At 51.6% G+C, this 24,343-nt stretch carries 18 protein-coding genes, 7 tRNA genes and 1 other RNA gene; 23 read left to right on the forward strand and 3 right to left on the reverse strand.

Going from position 1 to position 24,343, the window contains the following annotated elements:
- Positions 1 to 19: 19 nt before the first annotated feature.
- On the forward strand, positions 20 to 1,714 hold the full coding sequence (locus K0A93_08360) for a L,D-transpeptidase family protein (protein ID MBW6512112.1): 1,695 nt from the start codon (positions 20 to 22) through the stop codon (positions 1,712 to 1,714).
- Here the strand turns inward: K0A93_08360 and K0A93_08365 are convergent.
- Together K0A93_08365 and ssrS are read right to left on the reverse strand one after the other, a co-directional pair.
- Entirely contained in the window at positions 1,698 to 2,888 is a 1,191-nt protein-coding gene (locus K0A93_08365; GenBank protein ID MBW6512113.1) for a TraB/GumN family protein, read from the reverse strand. The genes K0A93_08360 and K0A93_08365 overlap by 17 nt on opposite strands.
- A gap of 93 nt (positions 2,889 to 2,981) precedes the next feature.
- A non-coding RNA gene (gene ssrS / locus K0A93_08370) (6S RNA) lies at positions 2,982 to 3,165 on the reverse strand.
- A gap of 200 nt (positions 3,166 to 3,365) precedes the next feature.
- On the opposite strand from ssrS, the gene K0A93_08375 reads away from it, so the two are divergent.
- Positions 3,366 to 5,726, forward strand: a complete 2,361-nt coding sequence (locus K0A93_08375) for an EAL domain-containing protein (protein ID MBW6512114.1) — start codon at positions 3,366 to 3,368, stop codon at positions 5,724 to 5,726.
- Between the two features lie 57 nt (positions 5,727 to 5,783).
- On the opposite strand, the gene K0A93_08380 is transcribed toward K0A93_08375, so the two are convergent.
- Positions 5,784 to 6,860, reverse strand: coding sequence for a sensor domain-containing diguanylate cyclase (locus tag K0A93_08380; GenBank protein MBW6512115.1), 1,077 nt, complete (start codon positions 6,858 to 6,860; stop codon positions 5,784 to 5,786).
- A 99-nt stretch (positions 6,861 to 6,959) separates the two neighbouring features.
- Here K0A93_08380 and cysZ point away from each other — a divergent pair, with 99 nt between their 5' ends.
- The 21 genes from cysZ to K0A93_08485 all read left to right on the forward strand — a co-directional run bounded on the left by cysZ (position 6,960) and on the right by K0A93_08485 (position 24,342).
- Positions 6,960 to 7,748, forward strand: coding sequence for a sulfate transporter CysZ (gene cysZ / locus K0A93_08385; GenBank protein MBW6512116.1), 789 nt, complete (start codon positions 6,960 to 6,962; stop codon positions 7,746 to 7,748).
- Complete coding sequence (locus tag K0A93_08390) at positions 7,745 to 8,959, forward strand: tetratricopeptide repeat protein (protein MBW6512117.1); 1,215 nt, start codon at positions 7,745 to 7,747, stop codon at positions 8,957 to 8,959. Before cysZ ends, K0A93_08390 begins: the two co-directional genes overlap by 4 nt.
- Before the next feature lie 119 nt (positions 8,960 to 9,078).
- Positions 9,079 to 9,155, forward strand: a tRNA-Pro gene (locus K0A93_08395).
- Positions 9,156 to 9,158: 3 nt separating this feature from the next.
- Positions 9,159 to 9,235: transfer RNA gene (locus K0A93_08400), tRNA-Arg, on the forward strand.
- 92 nt (positions 9,236 to 9,327) lie between these two features.
- Positions 9,328 to 9,403 (forward strand) — tRNA-His (locus K0A93_08405).
- Positions 9,404 to 9,688: 285 nt separating this feature from the next.
- Positions 9,689 to 9,771 (forward strand) — tRNA-Leu (locus tag K0A93_08410).
- Positions 9,772 to 9,858: 87 nt separating this feature from the next.
- Positions 9,859 to 11,181 (forward strand): trigger factor, encoded by a 1,323-nt coding sequence (gene tig, locus K0A93_08415; GenBank protein ID MBW6512118.1) that lies wholly within the window; start codon positions 9,859 to 9,861, stop codon positions 11,179 to 11,181.
- 4 nt (positions 11,182 to 11,185) lie between these two features.
- The gene (gene clpP, locus K0A93_08420) at positions 11,186 to 11,788 is read left to right on the forward strand and encodes an ATP-dependent Clp endopeptidase proteolytic subunit ClpP (GenBank protein ID MBW6512119.1); all 603 of its coding nucleotides are present in this window, start codon (positions 11,186 to 11,188) and stop codon (positions 11,786 to 11,788) included.
- 6 nt (positions 11,789 to 11,794) lie between these two features.
- Positions 11,795 to 13,042, forward strand: coding sequence for an ATP-dependent Clp protease ATP-binding subunit ClpX (gene clpX / locus K0A93_08425; protein MBW6512120.1), 1,248 nt, complete (start codon positions 11,795 to 11,797; stop codon positions 13,040 to 13,042).
- A gap of 49 nt (positions 13,043 to 13,091) precedes the next feature.
- Positions 13,092 to 15,491, forward strand: coding sequence for an endopeptidase La (gene lon / locus K0A93_08430; GenBank protein ID MBW6512121.1), 2,400 nt, complete (start codon positions 13,092 to 13,094; stop codon positions 15,489 to 15,491).
- Between the two features lie 104 nt (positions 15,492 to 15,595).
- Positions 15,596 to 15,868 (forward strand): HU family DNA-binding protein, encoded by a 273-nt coding sequence (locus K0A93_08435; protein ID MBW6512122.1) that lies wholly within the window; start codon positions 15,596 to 15,598, stop codon positions 15,866 to 15,868.
- Between the two features lie 96 nt (positions 15,869 to 15,964).
- Positions 15,965 to 16,041: transfer RNA gene (locus K0A93_08440), tRNA-Asp, on the forward strand.
- 9 nt (positions 16,042 to 16,050) lie between these two features.
- Positions 16,051 to 16,126: transfer RNA gene (locus tag K0A93_08445), tRNA-Val, on the forward strand.
- Positions 16,127 to 16,164: 38 nt separating this feature from the next.
- Positions 16,165 to 16,241: transfer RNA gene (locus tag K0A93_08450), tRNA-Asp, on the forward strand.
- Positions 16,242 to 16,337: 96 nt separating this feature from the next.
- Positions 16,338 to 17,300, forward strand: coding sequence for a peptidylprolyl isomerase (locus tag K0A93_08455; protein MBW6512123.1), 963 nt, complete (start codon positions 16,338 to 16,340; stop codon positions 17,298 to 17,300).
- Between the two features lie 11 nt (positions 17,301 to 17,311).
- A complete protein-coding gene (locus K0A93_08460) occupies positions 17,312 to 18,349 on the forward strand; it encodes an SMP-30/gluconolactonase/LRE family protein (protein ID MBW6512124.1) in 1,038 nt (345 codons plus the stop codon).
- A 253-nt stretch (positions 18,350 to 18,602) separates the two neighbouring features.
- Positions 18,603 to 19,286, forward strand: a complete 684-nt coding sequence (locus tag K0A93_08465) for a hypothetical protein (protein MBW6512125.1) — start codon at positions 18,603 to 18,605, stop codon at positions 19,284 to 19,286.
- A 1-nt stretch (position 19,287) separates the two neighbouring features.
- Positions 19,288 to 20,394 carry a cytochrome c3 family protein gene (locus K0A93_08470; GenBank protein MBW6512126.1) on the forward strand — a complete coding sequence of 369 codons (1,107 nt, stop codon included), beginning with the start codon at positions 19,288 to 19,290 and terminating at the stop codon, positions 20,392 to 20,394.
- Between the two features lie 91 nt (positions 20,395 to 20,485).
- On the forward strand, positions 20,486 to 21,688 hold the full coding sequence (locus tag K0A93_08475; protein ID MBW6512127.1) for a type II secretion system F family protein: 1,203 nt from the start codon (positions 20,486 to 20,488) through the stop codon (positions 21,686 to 21,688).
- Between the two features lie 58 nt (positions 21,689 to 21,746).
- Positions 21,747 to 23,420 (forward strand): Flp pilus assembly complex ATPase component TadA, encoded by a 1,674-nt coding sequence (tadA, locus tag K0A93_08480; GenBank protein MBW6512128.1) that lies wholly within the window; start codon positions 21,747 to 21,749, stop codon positions 23,418 to 23,420.
- Positions 23,421 to 23,424: 4 nt separating this feature from the next.
- The gene (locus K0A93_08485; GenBank protein ID MBW6512129.1) at positions 23,425 to 24,342 is read left to right on the forward strand and encodes a hypothetical protein; all 918 of its coding nucleotides are present in this window, start codon (positions 23,425 to 23,427) and stop codon (positions 24,340 to 24,342) included.
- Position 24,343: the final 1 nt, after the last annotated feature.

Consider the following 24,343-nt stretch of genomic DNA (forward strand, 5'->3'; position numbering starts at 1 on the left):
GCTGCGGGGAATGTTCTGCATGCGGTTTGTGCTGTTAACGATAATCTGGATTACCGGTTTGTTGAATGCGATACCTTGCGGAGCAGATCCTCAGCATATCCCTTCGCCAGCGGACCAGATTGCTGTTGAGTTGCGCGCGTTGGTCGAGGAACAATTATCTGGGCAGCAGCTGATACTGAACCGACAATTGTTGCTTGACGATACCACGCTGCCTCAATTTTACTCCGGGTTTAACTATCAACCCGCCTGGATCGCGACCGATGGCCTCAATGCATCAGGCCGTCTGCTCCTTGATACCATTCGAGATGCCGAGCTTGAGGGCCTGTGTCCCGAAGAGTATCGCCTCGCAACCCTTGAACTGCTGGTCCGTTTTGAGCATGATTTGCGGCGTGGTGGCATTGCGACTGATCCACATTTTCTGGCCAGTCTCGATATATTGTTGACTGACGCGTTTTTGTCTTTTGTCGGTGACCTGGTCGAGGGGCGGGTCAATCCTGCCGATGTCTATCCTGACTGGGATGTTCCACAACAAAAAGCTGATACTGCGTGGCTGCTTGCGCAAATGATTTCCCCCGAACGGGCCGCACAGGTTTTGCGACAGTTGATCCCGGCATCTGTAGACTATCGCGGTTTACGGCGTTATTTGCGCTATTATCGGGAATTATCCGTGCGTGGCGATTGGCCACAGCTTGAGGAAGGGCCACTTCTTAAGCCGGGGGAGAGTGACCGGCGTGTGCCGAAACTGCGTGCGCGTCTTCTGTTCAGCGGTGATCTGGAATTTGATAATACCCGTCCCGACGAATCTTACGATGACGCGACCGTTGCTGCCCTGAAAAAATTTCAACGCCGCCATGGTCTCTTCCCGGATGGGGTGCTGGGCGACCAAACGCGAAAAGAATTAAACGTTCCACTCCGCCGAAGAATCGATCAATTGATGCTCAATATGGAACGCTGGCGGTGGCTGGCGCGGGATCTTGGCGAAAACTATCTGCTGGTCAATATTGCTGATTTCAGTTTGAGTGTGATTGATGGCAAAGAGCATGTAATGTCGATGCCGGTGGTCGTGGGGACGGCTTATCGTCGGACTCCGGTCTTTTCTGCCGAACTGAAACAGATTGTTCTGAACCCCTATTGGTATGTGCCGCAAACAATCTTTCGCGAAGATAAGCTACCGTTGCTACGTGTCGATCATGACTATTTAGAGCAGCATGGTTACGATCTGGTCGAATGGCAGGGGGGGCGGGTCGTGAAGATAGATGCCGAGCAGATCGATTGGCGCGACGTCGTTCCTGAACAGTTCAAGGGGATTTTACGTAAACGACCGGGAGAGGGGAATCCGCTCGGAAAAATCAAGTTTCTTTTTCCAAATCCGTACGATATCTATTTGCATGATACGTCACAAAAGGATCTTTTTCGCAAGCAGACCCGCCTGTTCAGCTCCGGCTGTATTCGTATTGAACGACCTCTTGATCTGGCGCAATATCTGTTGCAGCGGGAAGGGTGGAGCCGTGAGCGGCTGCTGACGATTTTGACTCAACCGGAGGAATATCAAATCAAACTCATATCTAGCTGGCCGGTCCATCTGGTGTATCAGACCGCCTGGGTCGACAAAGCCGGTTTGGTGCATTTCCGTCCCGATGTCTACTGGCAGGATTGGGACCTGGAACGGGCGCTGCAAAAACGCCGCGTAAAGGCGGTCAGAACAGATCCTTGATCCAGCCGAAGGCAACAAAGGTGCCGATTGCCGAACCGAAAGAGGAAAAGAGAAAGACCAGCAGGACGCGCGTGGTGCGGTTGGTCCACCAGCCGCTCAATTTGACGATGTCCTCACTGACTTTTTCCAGATCACGCACTGTTGGCGCGGCAAAAAACGCCTGTGCCAGACCGGCTACCATGCCGGCGCCAATGGTCGGGTTGAGAGACGTTATTGGCGCAGCGACGAAGGCGGTGATAACCGTGAGCGGGTGCCCCATTGCCAGCAGCGCCCCCCCGGCCGAAAGCAGACCATTGGCCAGGATCCAGGCAAGCGCGGCATCGGCAAAGCGTTCCCGATCACCGAGAAAGAAACCACCGATAAAAAGCACGATGACGATTGCCGGAATCAGCCATGGAATTACTTTTGAAATAGCCGGCTTGGGTGGAATGACGGACATCTCCGCCACTGTTGCTGCAGATGTTCCCTGGCGCAGATGGTGTTCGGTGCCGGGGAGGTGTGCGGCCCCGAGAACGGCGACAACCTTGTTTCCCGGCGCAGTGAGAATATGATGGGCCATGTAGTAGTCACGCTCATCCACCAGGATCGTCTTGACTGACGGCAGCACATCGCCCATTTCTTCGAGGAGGGCCGAAAGAGTGTCTGTTTCGCGCAGACGGGCGAGTTCCTCTTCATTTATGTTTTGTTTTTCAAAGAGACTGGCAAACAGGGTCGAAAGAAGTTGCATCTTCTTCCAGAGGCCGGTGTTGCGCCAGGAACGCAGCAGCGTGGTACGTAGATCACGATCGACAAGGCACACGCCAAGACCATGCTCTTCAGCGGTTTCTGCTGCCGCTGCCAGTTCTGCTCCCGGTTTGACGCCGGTCTGTAGTCCCATGCGGCGCTGGAACGATGTCAGGGCCAGGTTTGCGAGCAGAAAAGGTGCCTGTTTTTTGCGAATGACTTGAAAGAGATTCAGTGATTCCCAGCGCTGCGGATTCTTCAGCGACTGATAGCGTTGCTCATCGAGCTCAACACAGACCGTGTCCGGTTGTTCAGTGGTGATCACTTCGCGTACTGTATCGACCGAAGCCTGCGAAATATGCGCGGTTCCGATCAGGATGATTTCACGACCGTCAAGCAGCAGGCGGCGAATATTGGATGGGGGAGGGGCTGTCGTTGAGATCGAGTCCATAATAAACCATATCCGCTATTTGTGATTGGCCCGGTTTCTGCACGCCGGTGTTTTCAAAAGAAAAGCGTCGCGACGCGACGCTTGATTACTGAGGAGCTCTCCACACCTGCCGTGGACTGTTGGGTCTCACAGCGACTATCCCAACAAGGTGGCCCGGCTTGTTGATGCATCAGGCGTCCCGCTACGCGGCGGGCTTGCACACAGCACCTCTGAAGCCGTTCCGAAACGAAAATTATACCGCGTGGACATTGGAGTCTCACGTGCAGGGCAGAGAGCCAAGATATGTTCCCAGTATATGGAAAAACAATGTGTCTGGCAAGGGAAAACCAACGGAGGAAACCATAAGGGGAAGGCCACATTAAAATAATACATTAAAATCGTTGACAGCTCACTGTCCAGCGTATTTATATTAATGTTTATATTGAACCCCTGCGCATTTTGCAATATGGCATGTCGAATATTTTTATGGAGTTAATTATGCCGCAGTCCACAAGCTGGACCGAAACAATTCTTGAAAATTTAGGCCTGCTTCAGAATTATGCCACAGGTTCAAAATTCACTGAACGACACGGTCGCGTGTTGCTGGTTTCACGCATGCGCTGGCTGCTACTGCTGATGATCGGTGCTTACTGCGTGGTTGCTGCGAGTTGTTATCTGTTCAGCAGTTATGGATTCTTCCTTGACGCGTCTCAGCTGGTTATTCTCCTTGTTGCCGTTGCTGCGGTCATTTCATACAATCTGATTTACCAGCTTGGCTACGATAAGATCGTGCATCTGCCCTGTATCGATCACCTGCAGATCATTCTGGATCTCCTCTTTACAACAATTTTGGTTCATTACAGTGGTGGGTCTGCAAGCTGGTTCTGGCCGGTCTATCTGGTGGTCACGATTGAATCGGCGGTGGTCATCGAAAAACGCGCCAGTGTCTGGATTCTCGGGGCAGTTGGTGGTGCCATGTATGGGATATTGTTGTTCGGGGAGGCGAGTGGCCTGCTACGCAACCTGTCGATGCCGTTTGTTGATGCTACCCTGTACACCGATCATCTCTATCTGTTGCTGAAATGGTTTTGGGTCAGTCTGCTCAATGCTGCGGTGTCGATCGTAGCGGCGTTTCTCATGTCGATTATCCGTGAGGAAAATGCTGCCGCGATTCTCAACGAGAAACGACTTTTCGATTTCCTCGATCGGGCCAGTGATCTGATTTTTCACTTTTCACCCGAAGGCAAGCTGCTGTATGCCAATTGTGCCTGGAAAAAAGCGCTTGGATTTGAGGAGGAAATCGGCGATATCAACCTGCTTGATATCGTAGATGATGATTCACGAGCCAAGTGTTTGCTCCATGTCCGCAAGGCTGTTGAGGGGGACTCGTTAAATACACTGGAGGGACGTTTTGTCGCCAGAGACGGGCGTTTAATCGATGTAGAGGGCAACCTGACCCGCAGTGTTCATAATCATGAAACGTCACTGTGGAGTGTGTGCCGTGATATTACTTCGCGCAAGTTTGCAGAACAACGCCTCTTTCATATCGCTCACCACGATGCCTTGACGGGGCTGCCGAATCGTCTTTACTTTCTTGACCAGTTGCGGCAGGCGCGTCTGGTTGCAAAACGCTTCAGTCACCAGATTGCCATTCTGTTTCTCGATCTTGACCGATTCAAGATTATCAATGATACCCTGGGTCATGGCGTCGGCGACCTGTTGCTTCAGGAAGTCGCTGCCAGGATCAAGGCATCGGTGCGTGAGATCGATACGGTTGCGCGCCTCGGTGGTGATGAGTTTACCGTGATGTTAACCAACATTAAAGATGAAGGTGATATTGAAAAGGTTGCGCGAAAGATTCTCCAGACGGTGGGTAAGTCGGTGGTGATAGAGGGGAATGAACTTTTTATTACCACCAGTATCGGTGCCAGTGTCTATCCGCGAGATGGCGATGATCCAGCGACATTGGTCAAACATGCGGATATTGCGATGTATCAGGCCAAGCAGGACGGGCGGAACAATTGGGTCTATTTCGATCCGTCGATGAATCTTGATTCTGACCGGCGCCTGTCGTTGGAAACCGGAATGCGCAAGGCCCTTGAGCGTGATGAGTTTGAGCTCCACTATCAACCCAAGGTCCATGCGGTGAGCGGAAAAATCACTGCCATAGAGGCGTTGGTGCGCTGGAACCATCCGTCGCTGGGGTTCCTTTATCCGCGTGAATTTATTGCCCTGGCCGAGGAAACCGGCCTGATTTTACAAATTGGAGAATGGGTATTGCGGCGTGCCTGTGCCCAGAATCGGGAGTGGCAGAACAAGGGGATTGCACCGGTGCGGATGGCGGTCAACTTGTCCGGGCATCAATTGCAACAGGCGGATATCGTGACGCGAGTGAAAAAAATTCTCGCCGAGACCGGACTTGATCCTGAATATCTTGAACTGGAAGTGACCGAGACGGTCATTATGCAAAATCCCGATTTTACGGTCAAGGTCCTGGGGCAGTTGAGCGATATCGGTATCCATCTGGCGATCGACGATTTTGGGACAGGGTATTCATCGCTGGCTCATCTCAAGCGTTTCCAGGTGAATACGCTGAAAATGGACAAATCGTTTGTGCGCGATCTGGAAATCAATTCGACCGATGCCGCGATTGCTACGGCAATCATTTCGATGGGGGCAAGCCTCAATCTTCAGATCACTGCCGAAGGGGTTGAAACGGAGGGACAGCTCTCGTTTCTCAAGGAGCAGATGTGCGATGAAATTCAAGGGTTCCTTTTCAGCGAAGCACTGTCGGCCAGTAGTGTTGAAAAGGTGTTGCGAGTCGGCAGGCTGGACACAAAACGCATCGTTGGTGATTAAATACGCCGGGTGATGACCTTATCAAGAGGCCGACCCCTTGGGGGGCTCAACCGCGCTCTATTGCGGTGTGCCGAGAATTCCTCCCTGGAGCATCTTGACATTGTTGCGACCGGCGGTCTTGACTTCGTACATCAGTGAATCAGCCAGTTTAATCATTTCTTCGGTACTGTTGACGTCGTCAGGAAATGCCGCAACACCAAAGCTCCCGGTCATCGTGAGCACGGTGTTTTCGACAAGGAACTCGAAATTGCGCAGTTTTTCACACAGTTTGGTGGCAACAATAAATGCATCGTGTTTACCGGTCGACGGCAGAACGACGATAAACTCGTCGCCGCCGTAGCGAATGGGGTGATCGGACAAGCGCAAGTTGTCTTTTAACAGCTGACCAATTTCGCTCAGCATGCGACTGCCGACCAGATGGCCGTAAGTGTCATTGACATCCTTGAAGTGGTCAAGATCGAAAAAAATCAGCGAGAGTTCGTCGCCGTAGCGTTCAGAGCGTTCAATTTCATGCTTGAGGATGCGATGCAGCTGGCGCGCGTTGAACAGTCCGGTCAGCTCGTCGGTGATCACCAGCTCGTTTATCTTTTCAAACAGGCGGGCGTTTTCGATGGCGATGGCGACGTAGTCGGCCACGGTGGTGATGATAGTCAGATCGTTGTCGGAAAAACTCTCTTTATCGAGGGTGTTGATCATTTCGATGACCCCGAAAATTTGGTCGCGACTTTTAATCGGGGCACAGATTATCGACGTGGTTCGGTACTTGAAGTCGCGGTCAATGCGTTCGCAAAAACGGGGTTCCTGCGCGATGTCACTGATCAGCAACGGTTCGCCGTGTGCCACCACCCAGCCCGCGACCCCCTCTCCTTTCGACAGTCGTTCTCCTTGCGGGGGGGGCGTGCCCGGGTTGACCGCAATTTTAAAGATCAGGTCGTCACTTCCAGCTTCCCTTAACAGCAGTGACCAGATATCCGCTTTAAGCAGTTTCCCGGCCTCATTCAAAACGGTATTGAGAATTTCTTCCAGATCGAGCGATGAAGCCAGCGCCTTGCCGATATCAACCAGCAATCTCAATTCTTCATTGCGTCGACTGAGGGTGGAAACCAGACTGTTTTCGTCCGCTGTTTGCGTCAATGCGAGTGCTCCGGTCTGCCGTGTGTGGAGAAGATGCTTGCCTCTTATAGGCGATCATAGTGATAATAGCAATGCAAGTAAGTCTGAATCGGAGGTAGTATGGCAAATATCTGGTTGTCTGTAAATCCCCTGACGCGCTTTTCCAACGGTTTTTTTGCACCTTTTCGCGCCGGGAAGTTCCTCATCGGTCACCCACGGCTCTATCCTTACATCATTATCCCGCTGATTATTAATGTTCTGGTGTTTTCGCTGACGGTTTATCTGGGCTTTAATTTTTTCAATGATACGGTCGTCGAGCTGATTCCGCGTAGAGATGCCTGGTACTGGGCAGCCCTCTCGTATTTTCTCTGGACGTGTGCAGTGCTGCTGACGGCGGTGCTGGTTTTCTTTTTGTTTAGCGTCGTCGGCAATCTGATTGCCGCTCCTTTCAATGACATTCTTTCTGAAAAAACCGAAGCAGTGTTACGCGGCACAGGGTCTGATGATCCCTGGTCGTGGCGGGGGTTTGTTCATGACGTGCGCCGGACAGTCGGTGATGAGCTGAAAAAATTGGGTATTTTTATTGCGGCAATGGTGGTGATCCTGTTGCTCAACCTGATCCCGCTTGCCGGTTCTGTGCTCTATGCTGTCTTGTCGCTGTTGTTGACACTTTTTTTTCTGGCGCTCGAATACACCGGGTTTGTCTTCAGTCGCAAGCGGCTGGGCTTCGCGGTGCAACGTCAGTATCTATTATCACGTAAGGCCTTGATGGGAGGTTTCTCTGTCGGCGTACTGGTGTTACTGACCATCCCGCTTTTGCAATTCTTTTGTATCCCGGTTGCGGTGGTCGCCGCGACCCGACTCTATTGCGCCGAAGATCTGGAGATAACCGCCGGAGACGTATCATGATGTTGATTTTGATCCGCGTCCTGTGCTTTTTTTCTCTTCTGGCTGGTCTCCCGCTGGCGGCGATGGCGGTTGCGAAACACCCGGATGCTCCGGGGTTATTACGGCTTGAAACCGCCGTCCGCGAGCAGCCACAAAATATCGAACTACGCGAACAGTTGCGTGAGACGTTGCTTGTCGCGGGGACCGAACGGCTCAAAGAGCGAGATTATCGGGGAGCGCTGGCTCTTTTTGATAAAGGCACAGCGCTGGCGCCGGAGGATAGTCGTTTCTACCTCTATCGGGGCGTTTCCTGGTATCACCTTGGCCATCATGATAATGCGGAAGATGCGCTGAAGACGGCTCGAAGGTTGGGGGACAATTCTGTCCTGTCGCTGATCGTGCTCGGGGAGGTTTATTATGCCACGGGGCGACTTTATGAGGCACAACAGATTATGACCGAAGCTGTTGAGCAAAACCCCGCGGAGAACAATGCACGAAAGTTGCTGGCTAAAGTGCAGCGCGACATCGATGCCGAGCAAAAAATGACGACCGATTACGGCGCACATTTTCTGATTACCTATGATGACGGGGTCCATGGAGTCGTTGGTGACAAGGTCCTTGATGTTCTGGAAGGGGCGTACGACACGCTTGGTTACGTGTTTGACTTTTACCCGGAAACATTGGTAAACGTGTTACTTTACAAACGGCTGGATTTCTTTGATCTGACCGGTTCACCGGATTGGTCAGGCGGCCTTTATGACGGGAAAATCCGGGTTCCGGTTGGCGGCGTTGACCAAATGACGCCGAAGATGCAGGGAGTGCTCTATCATGAATATTGTCATGTCGTGATCCGCTACCTGACGCGGGGGCGTTGTCCGACATGGCTGAACGAGGGGTTGGCTGTATGGGCTGAACGGCAGCGCTATAAACAGCCGTTGAGCACTTTGCAAAAGGCGGTTGAGAACGGAACGCTGTTGTCGTTTGAACAGTTGGAAAAACCTTTTACTACCTTACCAGAGGGGCAGGTCCTGCTGGCTTACGAACAGAGTGGGTCGCTTGTCGATTTTTTATTGAGGCGGTTTGAGTGGTTTGAAATGCAGCGCTTGCTGAAAAAGGTGGGGGACGGTGTTGATGGAGTGACTGCGGTTACCGCCGTTTATGAAAAGTACGGACTCGACTTCGATACGTTGCTGCGTGAATGGCGGGCTGAGCTTGTGGCGGGGATTTTTTAACGGTTTACAGGCCATTGCCGAGGTTGTTTTTTTGTGGCGGATGGCGCGTTTAAAAAAACTTGTTTTTCACTATTTTTCATGGTATTGATTGCGACCCAAACTCAGGATGGAGATAAAATCGGGGAGTAGCGCAGCCTGGTAGCGCACCTGCCTTGGGAGCAGGGGGTCGCAGGTTCAAATCCTGTCTCCCCGACCATACGCGCCAGTAGCTCAGCTGGATAGAGCAACGGCCTTCTAAGCCGTGGGCCGAGGGTTCAAGTCCTTCCTGGCGCGCCATTTTCACCTGTTGCAGTATTAAAGGTGCCGGGTGCGGTTTTACCGTTGACAATGTGGTGCCCTTTGGTTAGTATCCTGATTTCAATTTTGCGGTGAGTGTAGCTCAGTTGGCAGAGCTCCGGATTGTGGTTCCGGTTGTCGTGGGTTCGAGCCCCATCACTCACCCCAATTGATTATTCTGGCCCGTCTTTCCCCGAGCGATTGTAGCGGCAATGCCGTGGATAAGTCGAAGGAAAGTCGGGCTTTGTTGTTTATTGAATTTTTGATGGCGTCGCAAAAAGTCCGCCCTGCTGCGTTACGCTGATTTTTCAGGACCTCGACCTACCTGATGCAGGTCTTCGCCCCTGAAAAACCACCAGGCCTTGTAGGACGAAATTTTCGCTTAGCCATCCCATGAGTTTTTGCGAGAGCATCAAATTTTTGGTGTGCTAGAATTTTACCGGTGTGTCTAATGCGAGAGTGGCGGAATTGGCAGACGCACTGGATTTAGGATCCAGCGGGTAACCGTGGGGGTTCGAGTCCCCCCTCTCGCACCAGCAAAATATTCCCGCGACCCCGGTGGCCGCGGTCTTTCATTTTGGGACGAAGGCAAGATAATTGAAGAGAAAAGAGGCCATGCGACAATGAATGTTACGATTGAAGATATCAGCAGCGTCAAGAAAAAGTTGTCTTTTGAGGTGCCCACTGAGCAGGTTGATGCCGCAATTGAAAAGGCGTATCAGAAAATTGCCAAAAAGGCCAAAGTAAAAGGTTTTCGACCAGGGAAAGTACCGCGCCGTGTGCTGGAAAATAACTATGCAGCGCAGGCTCAGTCGGATGCTTTTCAACAGTTGATAAATGAGTCTTATCCCCAGGCATTGGTTGAAAAAGCGGTCTTTGCGGTGTCCGATCCGCAGATTACCGAAAGTTCAACAGTTGCGCCGGGTCAGGCGTTTACCTACGTTGCCGAGGTCGAGATCAAGCCGGAAGTTGAAGCCAGGGACTATGTCGGCTTTGAGCTGGAAAAGGAAGTTTACGTTGGTGATGACCAGGCGGTTGACTCGCGTCTGGAGGAAATGCTCGAATCACGCGCAACGATGGAGCCAACAACCCGGAAGAAAGCACGCCAGGGTGATTTTGTGGTCATTGATTTCTCCGGGTCGATTGATGGTGTCCCCTTCGCTGGTGGTTCGGCGACCGGTCACCAGCTGGAACTTGGTTCGAATACCTTTATTCCCGGTTTTGAAGAGCAGATTGAGGGCATGAAGCGTCATGAAGAGCGTATTGTTGAGGTGACTTTTCCGGAAGAATACGGAAATAAAGAGATGGCGGGTAAAGCTGCGACCTTTAAAGTGACCATGCAGGAGATTAATGAAAAGGTCGTGCCGAAACTTGACGATAAGTTTGCTCAAGGTTTCGGCATGGAGACGGCTGAAGAATTGCGGCAGCAGTTGACACAAATCTACTCAGCGCAGGAAGTTGATCGCATTAACAGTGAATTACGCGAGAGAATGATGGCAAAGCTGGTCGAGCGGAACAACATTGAAGTTCCTGTCGCGATGGTCGACTCACAGCTGGACTACATGCTCGACAACACCCGCAATCGTATGAAACAGCAGGGCATGTCTCTGGAAATGCTCGGCATGAGTGACGCGTCGTTCCGCCAGATGTATCGTGACGCAGCTGTCAAGCAGGTGCAGGGCAGTTTGCTGCTGGAGGCCGTTGTTCGTCAGGAAAAAATCGAGGTCGTTGATGGTGATTTTGATGAAAAACTGGCAAAAGTGGCTGAAATGGCCGGTGCGCCGCTTGATGTGGTTAAAAAGCACTACGCAAGCGCCGAGGCGCGTCGTGGCCTGAGTGCGCAGATCGCTGAAGAAAAAGCCATTGAGCTGATTCTGGGAAAGGCGCACATCAAGGAAGTAACGAAGGACGAATTGGCCGCCAAGCAGGATGCCATTAAGGAGTAACACCATGCACTTGATCCCGATGGTTGTGGAGCAAACTGGCCGGGGCGAGCGGTCGTACGATATTTATTCGCGCCTGCTGAAAGACCGGATTGTTTTCTTAGGTGGCGCAATCGACGATTCCCTCTCTAATTTGATCATTGCCCAATTGCTCTTTCTTGAGTCAGAAGATCCAGACAAGGATATTCATCTCTACATTAATTCCCCCGGAGGGATCGTTACTTCCGGGATGGCCATCTACGATACTATGCAGTATCTGCGTACGCCGGTATCGACGATATGTGTCGGACAAGCTGCAAGCATGGGGGCGGTTCTGCTTGCCGCCGGAGCGGCCGGGAAACGTTTTGCCCTGCCGCATGCCCGGATCATGATCCACCAGCCGCTTGGCGGGTTTCAGGGGCAGGCGACGGATATCAGTATTCATGCTCAGGAAATTTTGCGTATGCGTGAAACGCTCAATGGCGTCCTCGCCGATCACATCGGGCAGCCGATCGAAAAAATTTCCGCTGACACGGATCGCGATTTTTTCATGAGTAGTGCCGCGGCAAGAGATTATGGTATCATTGACCAGATCGTTGCTAACAAAACATCTGCGAAAAAACAGGAGTAGAGACGCGTGAGTCGTGATGAAAATCGTTCGGATCAATTAACGTGTTCTTTTTGCGGGAAATCGCAGGAAGATGTCAAAAAACTGATAGCGGGACCTTCGGTCTATATCTGCGACGAGTGTATTGACCTGTGCAAAGATATTATTGCCGAGGAAAGCAAACTCGACGAAAGTGCCACCGAAAAAGAGTCCCTGCCGAAACCGGTAGAAATCAGGGAGACGCTTGATGAGTATGTGATCGGACAGGACTGGGCGAAAAAGGTTCTTTCCGTTGCGGTTTATAATCATTACAAACGCATCAATGACTCTGCGAAGAGTGGTGACGTTGAAATTCAGAAGAGTAATATTCTGCTCCTCGGTCCGACCGGCAGTGGCAAAACATTGTTGGCACAGACCCTGGCAAAAGTCCTTGATGTTCCGTTCGCAATTGCTGACGCGACCAATCTGACTGAAGCCGGATATGTCGGGGAAGATGTTGAAAATATCATTCTCAATCTGCTTCAGGCCGCTGATTATGATCTGGAGCGGGCGCAACGCGGCATTATTTATATTGATGAGGTTGATAAGATTGCGCGCAAGACCGACTCGCCTTCGATCACCCGAGATGTGTCCGGAGAAGGTGTTCAGCAGGCATTGTTGAAGATCATTGAGGGCACGACCGCCAGCGTTCCGCCGAAAGGGGGACGCAAGCATCCGCAACAGGAGTTTCTCAAGGTCGATACCACCAATATCCTCTTTATCTGCGGCGGCGCGTTCTCGGGCCTGGAGACGGTCATCTCCCAACGGACCGGCAACAAGAGTATGGGCTTCGGTGCCGAGGTCAAGTTGAGCGGTGATCGTCCGATTGGCGATGTTCTCAAGGAACTTGAACCAGCTGATCTTCTCAAGTACGGATTGATCCCTGAATTTATTGGCCGTCTGCCGGTGGTGGCGACCCTTGGTGAACTTGACGAAGAGTCGCTTATCGAAATCCTCAAAGAGCCGAAAAACGCTCTCGTCAAGCAATATCAACGCCTGTTTGAATTGGAAAAAGTGACTCTCAAATTCACTGACAGCGCTTTGGTCGCGGTTGCCAGTGAAGCACTCAAGCGCAAAACCGGCGCGCGTGGTCTGCGTTCGATTCTGGAGAACGCCATGCTTGATATCATGTACGAAATTCCTTCTCAGGATCGAGTCAAAGAGGTCGTGATCAACGAGGAAGTGATCTTGCGTAAAGCGCGTCCGATCATCGTTCACGACTGCGCCGAATCAGCCTGATCCTGCGAAGCGGCGCACGCGCTCCGTTTCTCTGTAAGGAGTACACCGTATGACCTCCATATTGCTGCCTGAAACAGCGAGTTATCCGCTCCTTCCCCTGCGTGATATTGTAATTTTCCCCTACATGATTACTCCGCTTTTCGTCGGTCGACCACGTTCTGTTGCGGCCCTTGAAGCGGCAATGGAAAACGACAAACTGATTTTTCTGGCCACGCAGAAGGATCCGAAAATAGATGATCCGGTGGCGGATGATATCTATCCGGTGGGGGCCATCGGGCAGATTATCCAGTTGTTAAAACTCCCTGATGGCACTGTCAAGGTCCTGGTCGAGGGGCAAAAACGGGGACGGATTACTGCGTTTGACGAGAGTGACGAAATTGTTTATATCACGGCTGAGCTGCACGCAGAAGTTGATGAAGATACCTCCGAATCTGAAGCACTCAAGCGGAGCGTTCTGGATGCCTTCGAACTTTACATCAATTTGAGTAAAAAAGCTCCGCCGGAAATCCTTGCATCGGTCAACGGGATTGATGAGCCGGGGCGTTTGGCTGATTCGGTTGCCGCCCATCTGAATATTCGTATCGCCGATAAACAAGAGCTGCTGGAGACGTTTGACGCGCACCACCGCCTGGAGGCTTTGCTGGCAGTGATGGAGCGTGAGATTGAGATCCTGCAGATTGAGAAGAAAATTCGCGGACGCGTTAAAAGTCAGATGGAGCGCAGTCAAAAAGAATATTACCTGAATGAACAGATGCGGGCTATCCAGAAAGAACTGGGCGAAAAGGATGAGTTCAAGCAGGAGCTGCGCGAATTTGAAGAAAAGATTGACAAGAAACGGATGTCGAAGGAGGCGACCGAAAAGGCGCAGAGCGAACTCCGTAAACTGAAAATGATGTCGCCGATGTCAGCCGAGGCGACGGTGGTACGCAACTATATCGATTGGCTGGTCGCTTTACCGTGGAAGAAGGGGAGCAAGGACCGGCACGATATCGAGATCGCGGAGCAGATTCTCGAAGCGGACCACTATGGTCTCGAAAAAGTTAAAGAACGCATTATCGAGTATCTTGCTGTTCAGTCTCTGGTCGGCAAGATCAAGGGCCCGATTCTCTGTCTGGTGGGCCCTCCGGGGGTGGGTAAAACCTCGTTAGGGCGCTCTATCGCCAGCGCTATGACCCGCAAATTTATTCGCATGTCTCTTGGTGGCGTGCGGGATGAAGCGGAGATTCGCGGGCATCGACGGACCTATATCGGCGCGATGCCTGGCAAGATTATGCAAGGGCTGCGTAAGGTCGGCGTAAAAAATCCGGTTTTTCTCCTTGATGAGATTGACAAAATGAGTACCGATTTTCGCGGTGACCCGTCGTCCGCGTTACTGGAAGTTCTCGATCCGGAGCAAAACCATGCTTTCGGCGATCACTTTCTGGATGTTGATTACGACCTGTCGAGCGTCATGTTTGTGGCTACCGCCAACTCGCTTCACGGGATCCCCGCGCCGTTACGTGATCGTATGGAGATTATTCATATCGAGGGGTACACCGAAGAGGAAAAACTGCATATTGCCCGGCGCTATCTGATCGCCAAGCAGCTTGAAGTCCATGGCCTGTCACCTGACCAGGCGAGCTTTACTGACGGGGCACTCTACGAAATTATTCGTTACTATACCCGCGAAGCCGGTGTGCGCAATCTGGAACGCGCACTTGCTGCAGTCTGTCGCAAGTGCGCACGTGAAGTCGTGCGGCGAGCGAGTAAAGATCAAAATTTCACTGTCGGGACGCGCCAGATTGCGAAGTATCTGGGGGTAAGACGCTACTCGTATGGGGTCGCCGAAGAAGAAGAACGGGTCGGGATTGCCACCGGGCTGGCCTGGACAGAAGTGGGCGGCGATGTTCTGTTGATTGAAACAGCCGTCTTGTCGGGGCAGGGAAAGTTGACCGTCACCGGGAAACTGGGGGAAATCATGCGTGAATCCGCTCAGGCGGCGATGAGTTATGTGCGTTCCCGTTGGCGCGAGCTGTCGCTGGAGCAGGACTTTTACCAGAAAATCGATCTCCATATTCATGTGCCGGATGGCGCGACGCCAAAAGATGGACCATCCGCCGGGATTACAATGGCGACAGCTTTGACTTCGGCGCTGATTGGACAGACTGTTGATCGCGAGCTGGCGATGACGGGTGAAATCACCTTGCGTGGTCGGGTCATGGCGATCGGCGGTTTAAAGGAAAAATTACTGGCGGCAAAACGCGCCGGAATGAAACGCGTACTGATTCCAGACGATAACAAGAAAAATTTACTTGATGTGCCCGCGTCGATTCGTAATGCACTGGAAATAATTCCTGTCGCCCATATGGACGAAGTGCTGGTGTACGCTTTCGGCGTTGCCGCGATTTCTGGCGGGGAAAATATTGAGCGCAAGGTCGTGGGGACCGCAGCGACACAAATGCGTCATTAAGCCGTTTTTGTGTAAATATTTTCTTGCACTCGGATAGGGGTTCTGCTATATCTAACCTCGCTTCGAAACAGTCTGTTACTCTTATTTATGCACGGAGGTATGTTGTGACCAAGGCAGATATGATCAATGCAATGGCTGAAAAAACAGGTTTGACCAAGGTTGAAGCTGAGAAAGCGTTAAAGTCTTTTACTGACGTTGTGAGTGAAGCGTTGAAAGCTGGAGACAAGGTTTCTTTGGTTGGGTTCGGTACGTTCAGTGTTGGTGCACGTGCTGCACGGACTGGGCAGAATCCCCAGACTGGCGAAAAAATCAACATCCCGGCAGCCAAGTCGCCAAAATTCAAAGCGGGCAAAGCACTCAAGGACGCAGTAAACTAAATCCTTGCTTTCCGCAGGTTAAGAACGGTAACAGGAAACAGAAGCTGCAGTGCTTCGTCTTGAGGTAGCAGCTGGTTTCCTGTTTTCGTGTTTTGCGGGGCTGTAGTAGAGTCGGTTACAACGCCGGCCTGTCACGCCGGAGGTCGCGGGTTCAAGTCCCGTCAGCCCCGCCATTATTTTCAGGGCGAATAGCTCAGCTGGGAGAGCATCGGCCTTACAAGCCGAGGGTCACAGGTTCGAGCCCTGTTTCGCCCACCATTTAAAAATCGCTGTGATGCATTATCTTCACTCCGTCTGGGGCTGTAGTAGAGTCGGTTACAACGCCGGCCTGTCACGCCGGAGGTCGCGGGTTCGAGTCCCGTCAGCCCCGCCATTCAACTTTAAAAGGGCGGCTCGAACGAGCCGCCCTTTTAATATGTCGCCTGCAAATTTTTGGATGGCAAACTTTACGTCTCACCAGGAGAAACGGATGAAACTCATTCACGTTACTGTTGCATCGATTGTTTTCGCGTTTTTTACCTTTCCTGCCCTTGTTTGTGCCGCGCCATCTGCCGGGGTTGTTGCAAAAGTAGGTGGAATCCCGGTGACAATTTACGAATTGGACAGAGCGGTCCAGAAGATTGTTCCACTGCGCAGCTCGTTTCATTCTGGAATCTCTGCGGATAAAGTGAAGAAAATTCGCCAGGAAGCCCTTGATGCCCTGATTGAGAGTGCTTATAAAGTTCGTGCTGCCCTGGATCTTGAGGTTTCGGTTGAAAATGAAGCTGTTCAGTCAAAAATGGCCGCTTTGCGCAACAAATTTCCTTCTGAAAAAGAATTTTCCACCGCCTTTGGTGAAGAAAAACCGTCAGGGTACAGGGCCTCTCTCTATCGACAGTTGCTGGCTGAAAAAGCAGAAAAAATCAATGTCGACGACAAGATAGAAATTGATGAGAGCGCCATTCGTAATGCCTATGAGAGTCGGAAGCATGCCTTTTTTCGCCCTCAGCAATTTCGCGCCAGTCATATTCTGATCAAGATTGATCCCGCTTCAAACAAGGAGGAGCGCGCTGCATTGTGGACCAGAGCTGAAGAGTTGCTGGCGCGTGCCAAACAGGGTGAAGATTTCTACAATCTTGCCTATTACAATTCCGATGATCGTTCCAAGATGGTCGGCGGCGACATCGGTCTGTTCCATGAAGGTCAGACCGTTCAGGTTTTTGAAGATGCGGCCAAAAAACTCAAGGTCGGTGAAATTTCTGACATTGTTGAGTCCCTTTACGGCTATCATATTATTAAGTTGACGGAAAAGAACCCACCTCGCCAGTTGGAATATGACGAAGTTAAAACCAGTATCCTGATGGAAATGAAAAAAAAGCTTCGCGATCAACTCTATGCTGATTGGATGAACTCTTTGAAAGAAAAATACACTGCCGAAGTTTTTCTTGAGTGACCCGCGCATAGATGCACCGTTCATTTTTAGCCATATCAGCGACGGCACTACTTCTTTTGTCGTCTTCCTGTGTTCTTCGCTCGGAGCAGCCGGTTCGTTGGCGTGGTGATTCTCCTGAACTGGTCTGGCCTGTCCCCCCCGCGCAACCGCGCATAAAATACCTGCGTTCATTGCACGGGTCGGCTGATTTCTCGTCCAATAATGTTGGAACCACGTTTTTTCGCTGGTTAAGCGGGGAAAAAGACAAGAATTTCGCACTTTCCGTGCCGTTCGGTGTGGCGGCCGACGGTGATGGAAGGGTTTGGGTCACTGACCCCCCGCAGCGAACTATTTTTTGTTTCGATTTGCGTCGGGAAAAAGTCTCTATCTTGCAAGTTTTGTCCGGGCGGTATTTGATGTCTCCGACCGGAATCAGTTACGATCCGGTTAAAGATATTTTGTCGGTTGCGGATTCTGCTCTGAATACCGTCTTTGTTTTTACCCCTGACGGCACCCTGCTTGGCGAACGGGTTCCGGAAGGTGGTTACGGGCGACCGGGGGGGGTGGCGTTCGATGCAGATTCAACCCTTTATGTTGCCGATGTTACGCGCCATCAGGTGGTTAAATTCGCTGCCGATGGCAGCTTTCTTGGGGTTATCAAAGGTCAGGCGGCCCCTGAGCATGGCTTTAACTCTCCCGTCCACTTGGCGGTTGATACAGAGCAACAACTCTATGTTACAGATTCGATGAACTTTCGGGTTGAAAAGTTTGATGAAGTTGGCAAGTCTTTAAGTGTATTCGGAAAAATCGGTGATGTGCCGGGCAGCTTTGCGCGACCTCGCGGAGTTGCGATCGATAGTGAACGGCATCTCTATGTCGCTGACGCGCTGCTGGATAATGTGCAGATCTTCAATCAGGAGGGGCAATTGTTACTTGCGTTCGGTAAAACAGGGACCGAACGTGGCGAGTTTTCGCTTCCTGCCGGACTTTTTATTGATCGCCATAACCGGCTTTACGTTGTCGACAGTTACAATCAGCGTATCCAGATTTTTACCTATTTAACCGATTAGGCATCTTTATAAAATGGCGCATTTTTTGCACATTGGTCTTGGTTAGCAGATAGCATCTGCTTGGCTTATCGTGTGCTTATTGGAAGTTACATGTAGAATTCTTTTTTGTCAGGACCAGCCTACAGTGATTATTCGCTTTTTTATTCTACTTTTATTTTGCAGTTTTTTTTCTGCTGCGGCATTTGCAGCCTCTGCTCCCCTCTATCTGGGGGAAAATGATGGGGTGAACCCCAACCCGCACAACCTGTCAAATATGAGTCAAGCTGCGATTAAAGCAGCCGACACCGGTGATCCCAACGAAACACGCATCTGTGTGTTCTGCCATACCCCGCATGGTGCGACGCCAGATACACCGTTATGGGGGCGTCCCGACCCGCTTTTGATGGGGTCTTTCCCCGTCTATAATTCCGCATCAACGATTCAGATTCGCGATACTCCCGCAACCAGGGCTCTGGCCGATTATGATAATGGCGGCGAATATCCGAACGGTGCGAGCAAGCTGTGTCTGTCGTGTCATGACGGTGCTACCGCCATCGGCACCATGGTGAACGATATGTTTATCACCATGTCTTTAAATAGCGACTATATTACAAATCCGCAAATGATTTTTGATGACGTTTCTTTAGGGAATACGCACCCGATCTCGTTTGTCTACAATTCGTCGGTGGTCACGGCGCTGGGGGCAGGATACCAATTCAATTCCCCTTATCTTGACGGTCAGCAGCGCATGCAGTGTACCACCTGTCATGATCCGCACTTCAATTCCGATCTCGCTGACGGGGCTCGCCGGGCACCCTACGGTGCCGGTGGGGCGTATGATTTGCCTTTCTGGCGCGGGGCCGGGTTGAATGAAGCGACGGAATATGACGCGATTTGCAATGCCTGCCATGTGGCAGATTATAATCCGCCCCCGGCAAGTGACCCCCATGGGATGTGACATGTTTATTATAAAACGATCCTGTATCATCCTGCTTGCTGCGTTCAGTCTTTTCTTATGCTGGCCGGGGGGCACTTCTTTTGCCCAGAGCAAGCTGCAAGGGGTCCACGGTGATCGCTCCCTGATGTCAAAATCATGCCGCGCCTGTCACCGGGGCATGACCATGGTTATCAGTGGTGAGGAAGGGGTCTGTCTCGATTGTCACGGTACTGCCGAGCGGCGCGACATTATGGTCAAACGCGGTTATTTGAAAGAGCGCGCGGTTGGTTATCTTGCTGATATTGATGCCGAGGTGCGTAAACCCTATGCTCATCCGGTTCTGTCGGTGCGTGGTGCTCACCGCAGTAACGAACTTCTTCCCGAGGAAGAAGTCAACGCCCCCCGCCATGCGGAATGTGTCGATTGTCACGAATCACATTCGACCGATATTGAAACGCCGTTCGGCGGGATCAAGGGGAAACGCGTTGGCAATCTGGTGTCACAAATCGAGCAGGAATATGAGCTGTGCTACCTGTGTCATTCGTTCAGTGCGAATCTGCCCGCTTTTTCAACCGATAAGCATAATGAATTCAAAACCACGAACCCCTCCTTTCATCCGGTCGAGGGGGAAGGGAAGCGTGAATTCGTTGTCAGTCTTCTGCAGCCTTACGCCGCACGGAAAAACAAACCTGCCGATATTTCGATAATCAGTTGTTCCGACTGCCATGGCAGCGATGAGCCTGACGCTCCCGGCGGACCGCACGGTTCAATTTACCGTGGTTTGCTGAAACGGAACTACGAGACAGAGGATGGTTACCCGGAAAGCGCCTTTGCTTATGCCCTGTGTTACACCTGTCACGATCGGGGCAGTATCTTGTCCAATGAAAGTTTTTCCTTGCATCAAAAGCACATTCAGGGGTTCAGTCCGGATCAACCCGGCACCAGCTGTTATACCTGTCATGATGCCCATGGCAGTACGATGAATCCTTACCTGTTGACTTTTAATCAAGCGGTGGTTGAACCGACCAAAGAAGGCAAGCGGGAATACAAAGCCGAAGGCGTTGCCGCCTTTCATGGCAGTTGCACCCTGGTCTGTCATGGTGTCGAACATAATCCAAGAACATACTGATTTTATTCATTCTTGTGGCTGCAAGGGTCGACGTTTTGCGTCGGCCCTTTTTAATTTAAATATGTTTTTCTCCATGCTACTATGCGCAATTATGCCAAGCTTTCGTTGTAAAATAGGAACTGCTGACGGACGGGTGCTCGAAAAAGATTTCGATGCCGCTGATCGCGAGGTATTGCGTGAAAGTCTCCAAGAACAGGGGTTCTTTGTTTTCCGGATCAGCAACCGGTCACTGAATTTATTTTCACACGGAACACACACCAGGGTGAGCGGACGACGCCTGTTGACGCTCAATCAGGAACTGATTGCCCTGTTGCGTTCCGGATTGCCGATTCTGCAGGCACTCGACACGTTGATTGAGCGCATGGAGGCGGGGGCACTGCTTGAGGCCCTTCAGGATATTCGCGAAAGCATCAAGGGCGGAGCGTCCTTGTCAGAAGCTTTCGAAAAATATCCGCACATATTTTCCAACCTTTATATTGCCGCACTGCGGGCAGGAGAACGCACCGGCGATTTGCCGGTCATGCTGAAGCGCCACATCGAGTATCAGAAACGTGTCGAGTCGCTCAAGGCCAAGGTGCGCAAAGAGAGTTTTTATCCGCTGTTGTTGATGGGCGCGGTGTGTGGCGTGGTCCTGTTCCTGATGCTTTACGTGATTCCGACCTTTTCACGGGTGTTCGCTGACGCCAACATGAAACTGCCGTTTTTGACGCGGGTGTTGATCACGGTGGCGCATGGTTTGGCTGGCAGCGTGATCTTTTGGCTGCCACTGCTGCTTGCCGCGATCTGGGGAGGACGGATTTACTTGCGCAGCGCTAACGGCATGTTGCTGCGTGACAAAATAAAACTCAAATTGTTCTTTTTTGGTAAATTATTCGCTGATTATGCGCTTTCCAATTTTTGTCGAACACTGGAAACGACATTGGCCAGCGGTGTTCCGCTGGTGCAGTCAATGCAGATGTCACGCGGCGCGTTGAATAACCGGATCCTCGAAGAAAAACTGAAGGTTGCGACCCGCCAGGTTGAGGAAGGCGGGGAGTTTTCCGTTGCGCTGGAACGGACCGGATTTGTTCCGTTGATTGCGCTACGCATGCTGGCGGTCGGTGAAGCCGGTGGTTCACTGGAGTTGATGCTGAGCGAAGTGGCCGATTATTATGAAGCGGAAGTCGAACAACGTCTCGATCGGCTGACAACGTTGATTGAGCCGATCCTGATGTTGACGATGGGGGTGGTGGTGGGAGGAATTATTGTTGCCATGTATATTCCGATCTTCCAGCTTGCCGGGACCGCCGGATGATGAGTGAGGTAAGCAGGTGAGTTTTCAACGAAAAAAATTAGGAGAAATTCTCGTTGAGATGGGGACATTGACGCCCTCCGAGGTTGATCTCCTGCTGGCCAAGAAAAAGATTTCCGGAACCAATTTCGGCCAAACCGGTGTCCAGGAAGGGCTGTTCAGCGATGAAACCCTGGCGCAGGCCATTGCCAGCCAATATGGGCTGGAATATGTTGATCTGGAGTTTTTTCTGCCGGAAGCCGCGCTCCTCGAATCGTTACCCTCCGGAGCGCCACAGCGATTCGGTTTCATGCCGATTAAACGCACCGATAAGGGGCTGGTTGTTGCTGTTGCCAATCCAACTGACGTTGAAAATCTCGACGATCTTGAACTTCTGTTGGGGGAACCACTTATTCTCAAGGTCGGTTCTGCCAGCCGGATTCATCAGCTCCTTGAAAAGGGTGATACCTCCAATCGTGTGCTGCAGGAAGTTTCGGAAGATTTCAAACTGCAACTGGTCAAGGAAAGTGACAAGGGGGATGAAGTCCTTTCTCTGGAAAAGCTCGCCGACGACGCCAGCCCGATTATTCGCCTGATCGATTCGACCCTTTACGATGCACTGAAAAAACGCGCCAGTGATATTCATATTGAATCGACACCGCAAGGTGTGGTGATCAAATACCGGATCGACGGGGTGCTCTATCGGGCGACCGAGACTCTCGACAGCCGCTTTCAGGGGCCGATTATTTCGCGGATCAAGGTGATGAGTGAACTTGACATCTCTGAGCGACGAATCCCCCAGGACGGGCGTTTCAAGGTTCGTCTGGGGAGTAAATCGATCGATTTCCGGGTGTCGATCATGCCCAGTGTTTTTGGTGAAGACGCCGTTATCCGGATTCTCGATAAAGAGTCGATTGCCTCCGATCTGAAAGGGTTGACGCTGGAAGTGCTGGGTTTCCCTGAGCGTGAACTGAAGCGTTTCCGCCGGCTGATCCGTGAGCCTTACGGCATGATTCTGGTCACCGGTCCGACGGGGAGCGGTAAAACCACCAGTCTCTATGCTGCTCTCAGTGAAATCAAAAGTGATCAGGAAAAGATTATCACCATTGAGGATCCGGTCGAATATCAGGTTGCCGGGGTGGTACAGATTCCGGTCAATGAAAAGAAAGGGTTGACCTTCGCGCGTGGCTTGCGTTCCATCTTGCGGCATGATCCGGACAAGATCATGGTCGGCGAGATCCGTGACCCGGAAACGGCACAAATTGCGGTCCAGTCAGCCTTGACGGGTCACCTGGTTTTTACCACGGTCCATGCGAACAATGTTTTTGATGTGCTGGGACGTTTCATGCATATGGGGATTGATCCGTATAATTTTGTCTCCTGTCTCAATTGTGTCATCGCGCAGCGGCTGGTGCGCAAGTTGTGTCCCCACTGTCGAAAGCGGGTTGAGTATTCGCGTGAGCGTCTCGAAGAATCACGGCTCGATTACACAACCTTTCGCGATCTGCCTCTCTATGAGGGGGAGGGGTGCAAGGAATGTAATGGATCCGGGTATCGGGGGCGGAGTGCGATCGTGGAGCTGCTGGTGCTCGATGATCATTTGCGCGAGCTGATCATGACCCGCGAGCCGGTAGCGCGATTAAAACAGGTGGCGCGTGAATCGGGGACCGTCTTCCTGCGTGATTCGGCGGTGGAAAAGCTGGTGGCCGGGATAACGTCGTTACCGGAGATCGATCGGGTGACTTTTGTCGAGTAGGAATATGTTGCGAAGAACTTATCTGGGGCTGGATGTAACTGGTTATGAGTTGCGTGCCGTCTCCTTGCGTCGTGCCGGCAAAAGTGTGGCACTGAGCGGCGGAAAATTTTTGTCGTTGGCGCCAGGACGTTTGACAGTTTCTCCCCATAAACTCAACATCATTAATCGCTCCGGTCTGGTCAGTGATCTGCGGGATCTTTTTGATGGGCTGGCGGGAGGGGAGGAGCGGGTTGCGCTGTCCTTGCCGGACCTCGCCGGTCGGCTGCTGTTGACCGAGATTGAAACTTCGTTTAAAAGCCATGCTGAAGGGCGGGAAATTCTGCGCTGGCAGATGAAAAAAAAACTGCCTGCGGAACTCGGCGAGTTGCAACTCGATTTTCAGACGTTGCGCAAAGAGGAAAGTGGTCGATCCAGCGTTCTGGTCGGGTTGTTAAGCAAGGCGGTGGTCGAGCAATATGAAGAGGTGCTGGAGGATGCCGGTTTGCAGCCGGTACAGATTGAACTGCACGCCCTGGCGCTCTTTAACTATTATGTCCAGCGACGCTTTGACCTGGGGGAAGATTTTATTTTTATCGGGGTCGAAAATGACAATCTGATCATCAGTTTCTTTCACGAAAAGTGCCTGACTTTTTGCCGCGTCAAGTATCTGGCTGCACACCCCGATCGGGTATTTCAGGAAGTGAATCGCTCCATCGTTGGTTTGCGGGAGCAATTTCACATGTTGCGGCGGGCAACGGTTTTTGCCCACATTGAGCCAGTCGACGTTGATGATTACATCACCGGATTACAAGCGGTTTTTGAGCGTGATATCGTCCTTCTTGACCCCAGAATTGATCGCCTGGCGAATTTCGCAAGCAGTTTCGGTAAAGACGACGCGTTGCGTTTGACGGCAGCTATCGGTGCGGCTGAAAGATTATTATAAA

This window comes from Desulfuromonadaceae bacterium, assembly GCA_019429445.1.
GTDB lineage: Bacteria > Desulfobacterota > Desulfuromonadia > Desulfuromonadales > JAHYIW01 > JAHYIW01.

What these genes read in the sequence shown, in the direction of transcription:
- K0A93_08390 (MBW6512117.1), top strand. Translation starts at nt 7,745, where the DNA reads ATGATGTTGATTTTGATCCGCGTCCTGTGCTTTTTTTCTCTTCTGGCT.
- lon (MBW6512121.1), top strand. Translation starts at nt 13,092, where the DNA reads ATGACCTCCATATTGCTGCCTGAAACAGCGAGTTATCCGCTCCTTCCC.
- clpP (MBW6512119.1), top strand. Translation starts at nt 11,186, where the DNA reads ATGCACTTGATCCCGATGGTTGTGGAGCAAACTGGCCGGGGCGAGCGG.
- K0A93_08365 (MBW6512113.1), bottom strand. Translation starts at nt 2,888, where the DNA reads ATGGACTCGATCTCAACGACAGCCCCTCCCCCATCCAATATTCGCCGC.
- K0A93_08460 (MBW6512124.1), top strand. Translation starts at nt 17,312, where the DNA reads ATGCACCGTTCATTTTTAGCCATATCAGCGACGGCACTACTTCTTTTG.
- K0A93_08375 (MBW6512114.1), top strand. Translation starts at nt 3,366, where the DNA reads ATGCCGCAGTCCACAAGCTGGACCGAAACAATTCTTGAAAATTTAGGC.
- tig (MBW6512118.1), top strand. Translation starts at nt 9,859, where the DNA reads ATGAATGTTACGATTGAAGATATCAGCAGCGTCAAGAAAAAGTTGTCT.
- K0A93_08465 (MBW6512125.1), top strand. Translation starts at nt 18,603, where the DNA reads ATGAGTCAAGCTGCGATTAAAGCAGCCGACACCGGTGATCCCAACGAA.
- K0A93_08475 (MBW6512127.1), top strand. Translation starts at nt 20,486, where the DNA reads ATGCCAAGCTTTCGTTGTAAAATAGGAACTGCTGACGGACGGGTGCTC.
- K0A93_08470 (MBW6512126.1), top strand. Translation starts at nt 19,288, where the DNA reads ATGTTTATTATAAAACGATCCTGTATCATCCTGCTTGCTGCGTTCAGT.
- cysZ (MBW6512116.1), top strand. Translation starts at nt 6,960, where the DNA reads ATGGCAAATATCTGGTTGTCTGTAAATCCCCTGACGCGCTTTTCCAAC.
- K0A93_08485 (MBW6512129.1), top strand. Translation starts at nt 23,425, where the DNA reads ATGTTGCGAAGAACTTATCTGGGGCTGGATGTAACTGGTTATGAGTTG.
- K0A93_08360 (MBW6512112.1), top strand. Translation starts at nt 20, where the DNA reads ATGCGGTTTGTGCTGTTAACGATAATCTGGATTACCGGTTTGTTGAAT.
- tadA (MBW6512128.1), top strand. Translation starts at nt 21,747, where the DNA reads ATGGGGACATTGACGCCCTCCGAGGTTGATCTCCTGCTGGCCAAGAAA.
- K0A93_08455 (MBW6512123.1), top strand. Translation starts at nt 16,338, where the DNA reads ATGAAACTCATTCACGTTACTGTTGCATCGATTGTTTTCGCGTTTTTT.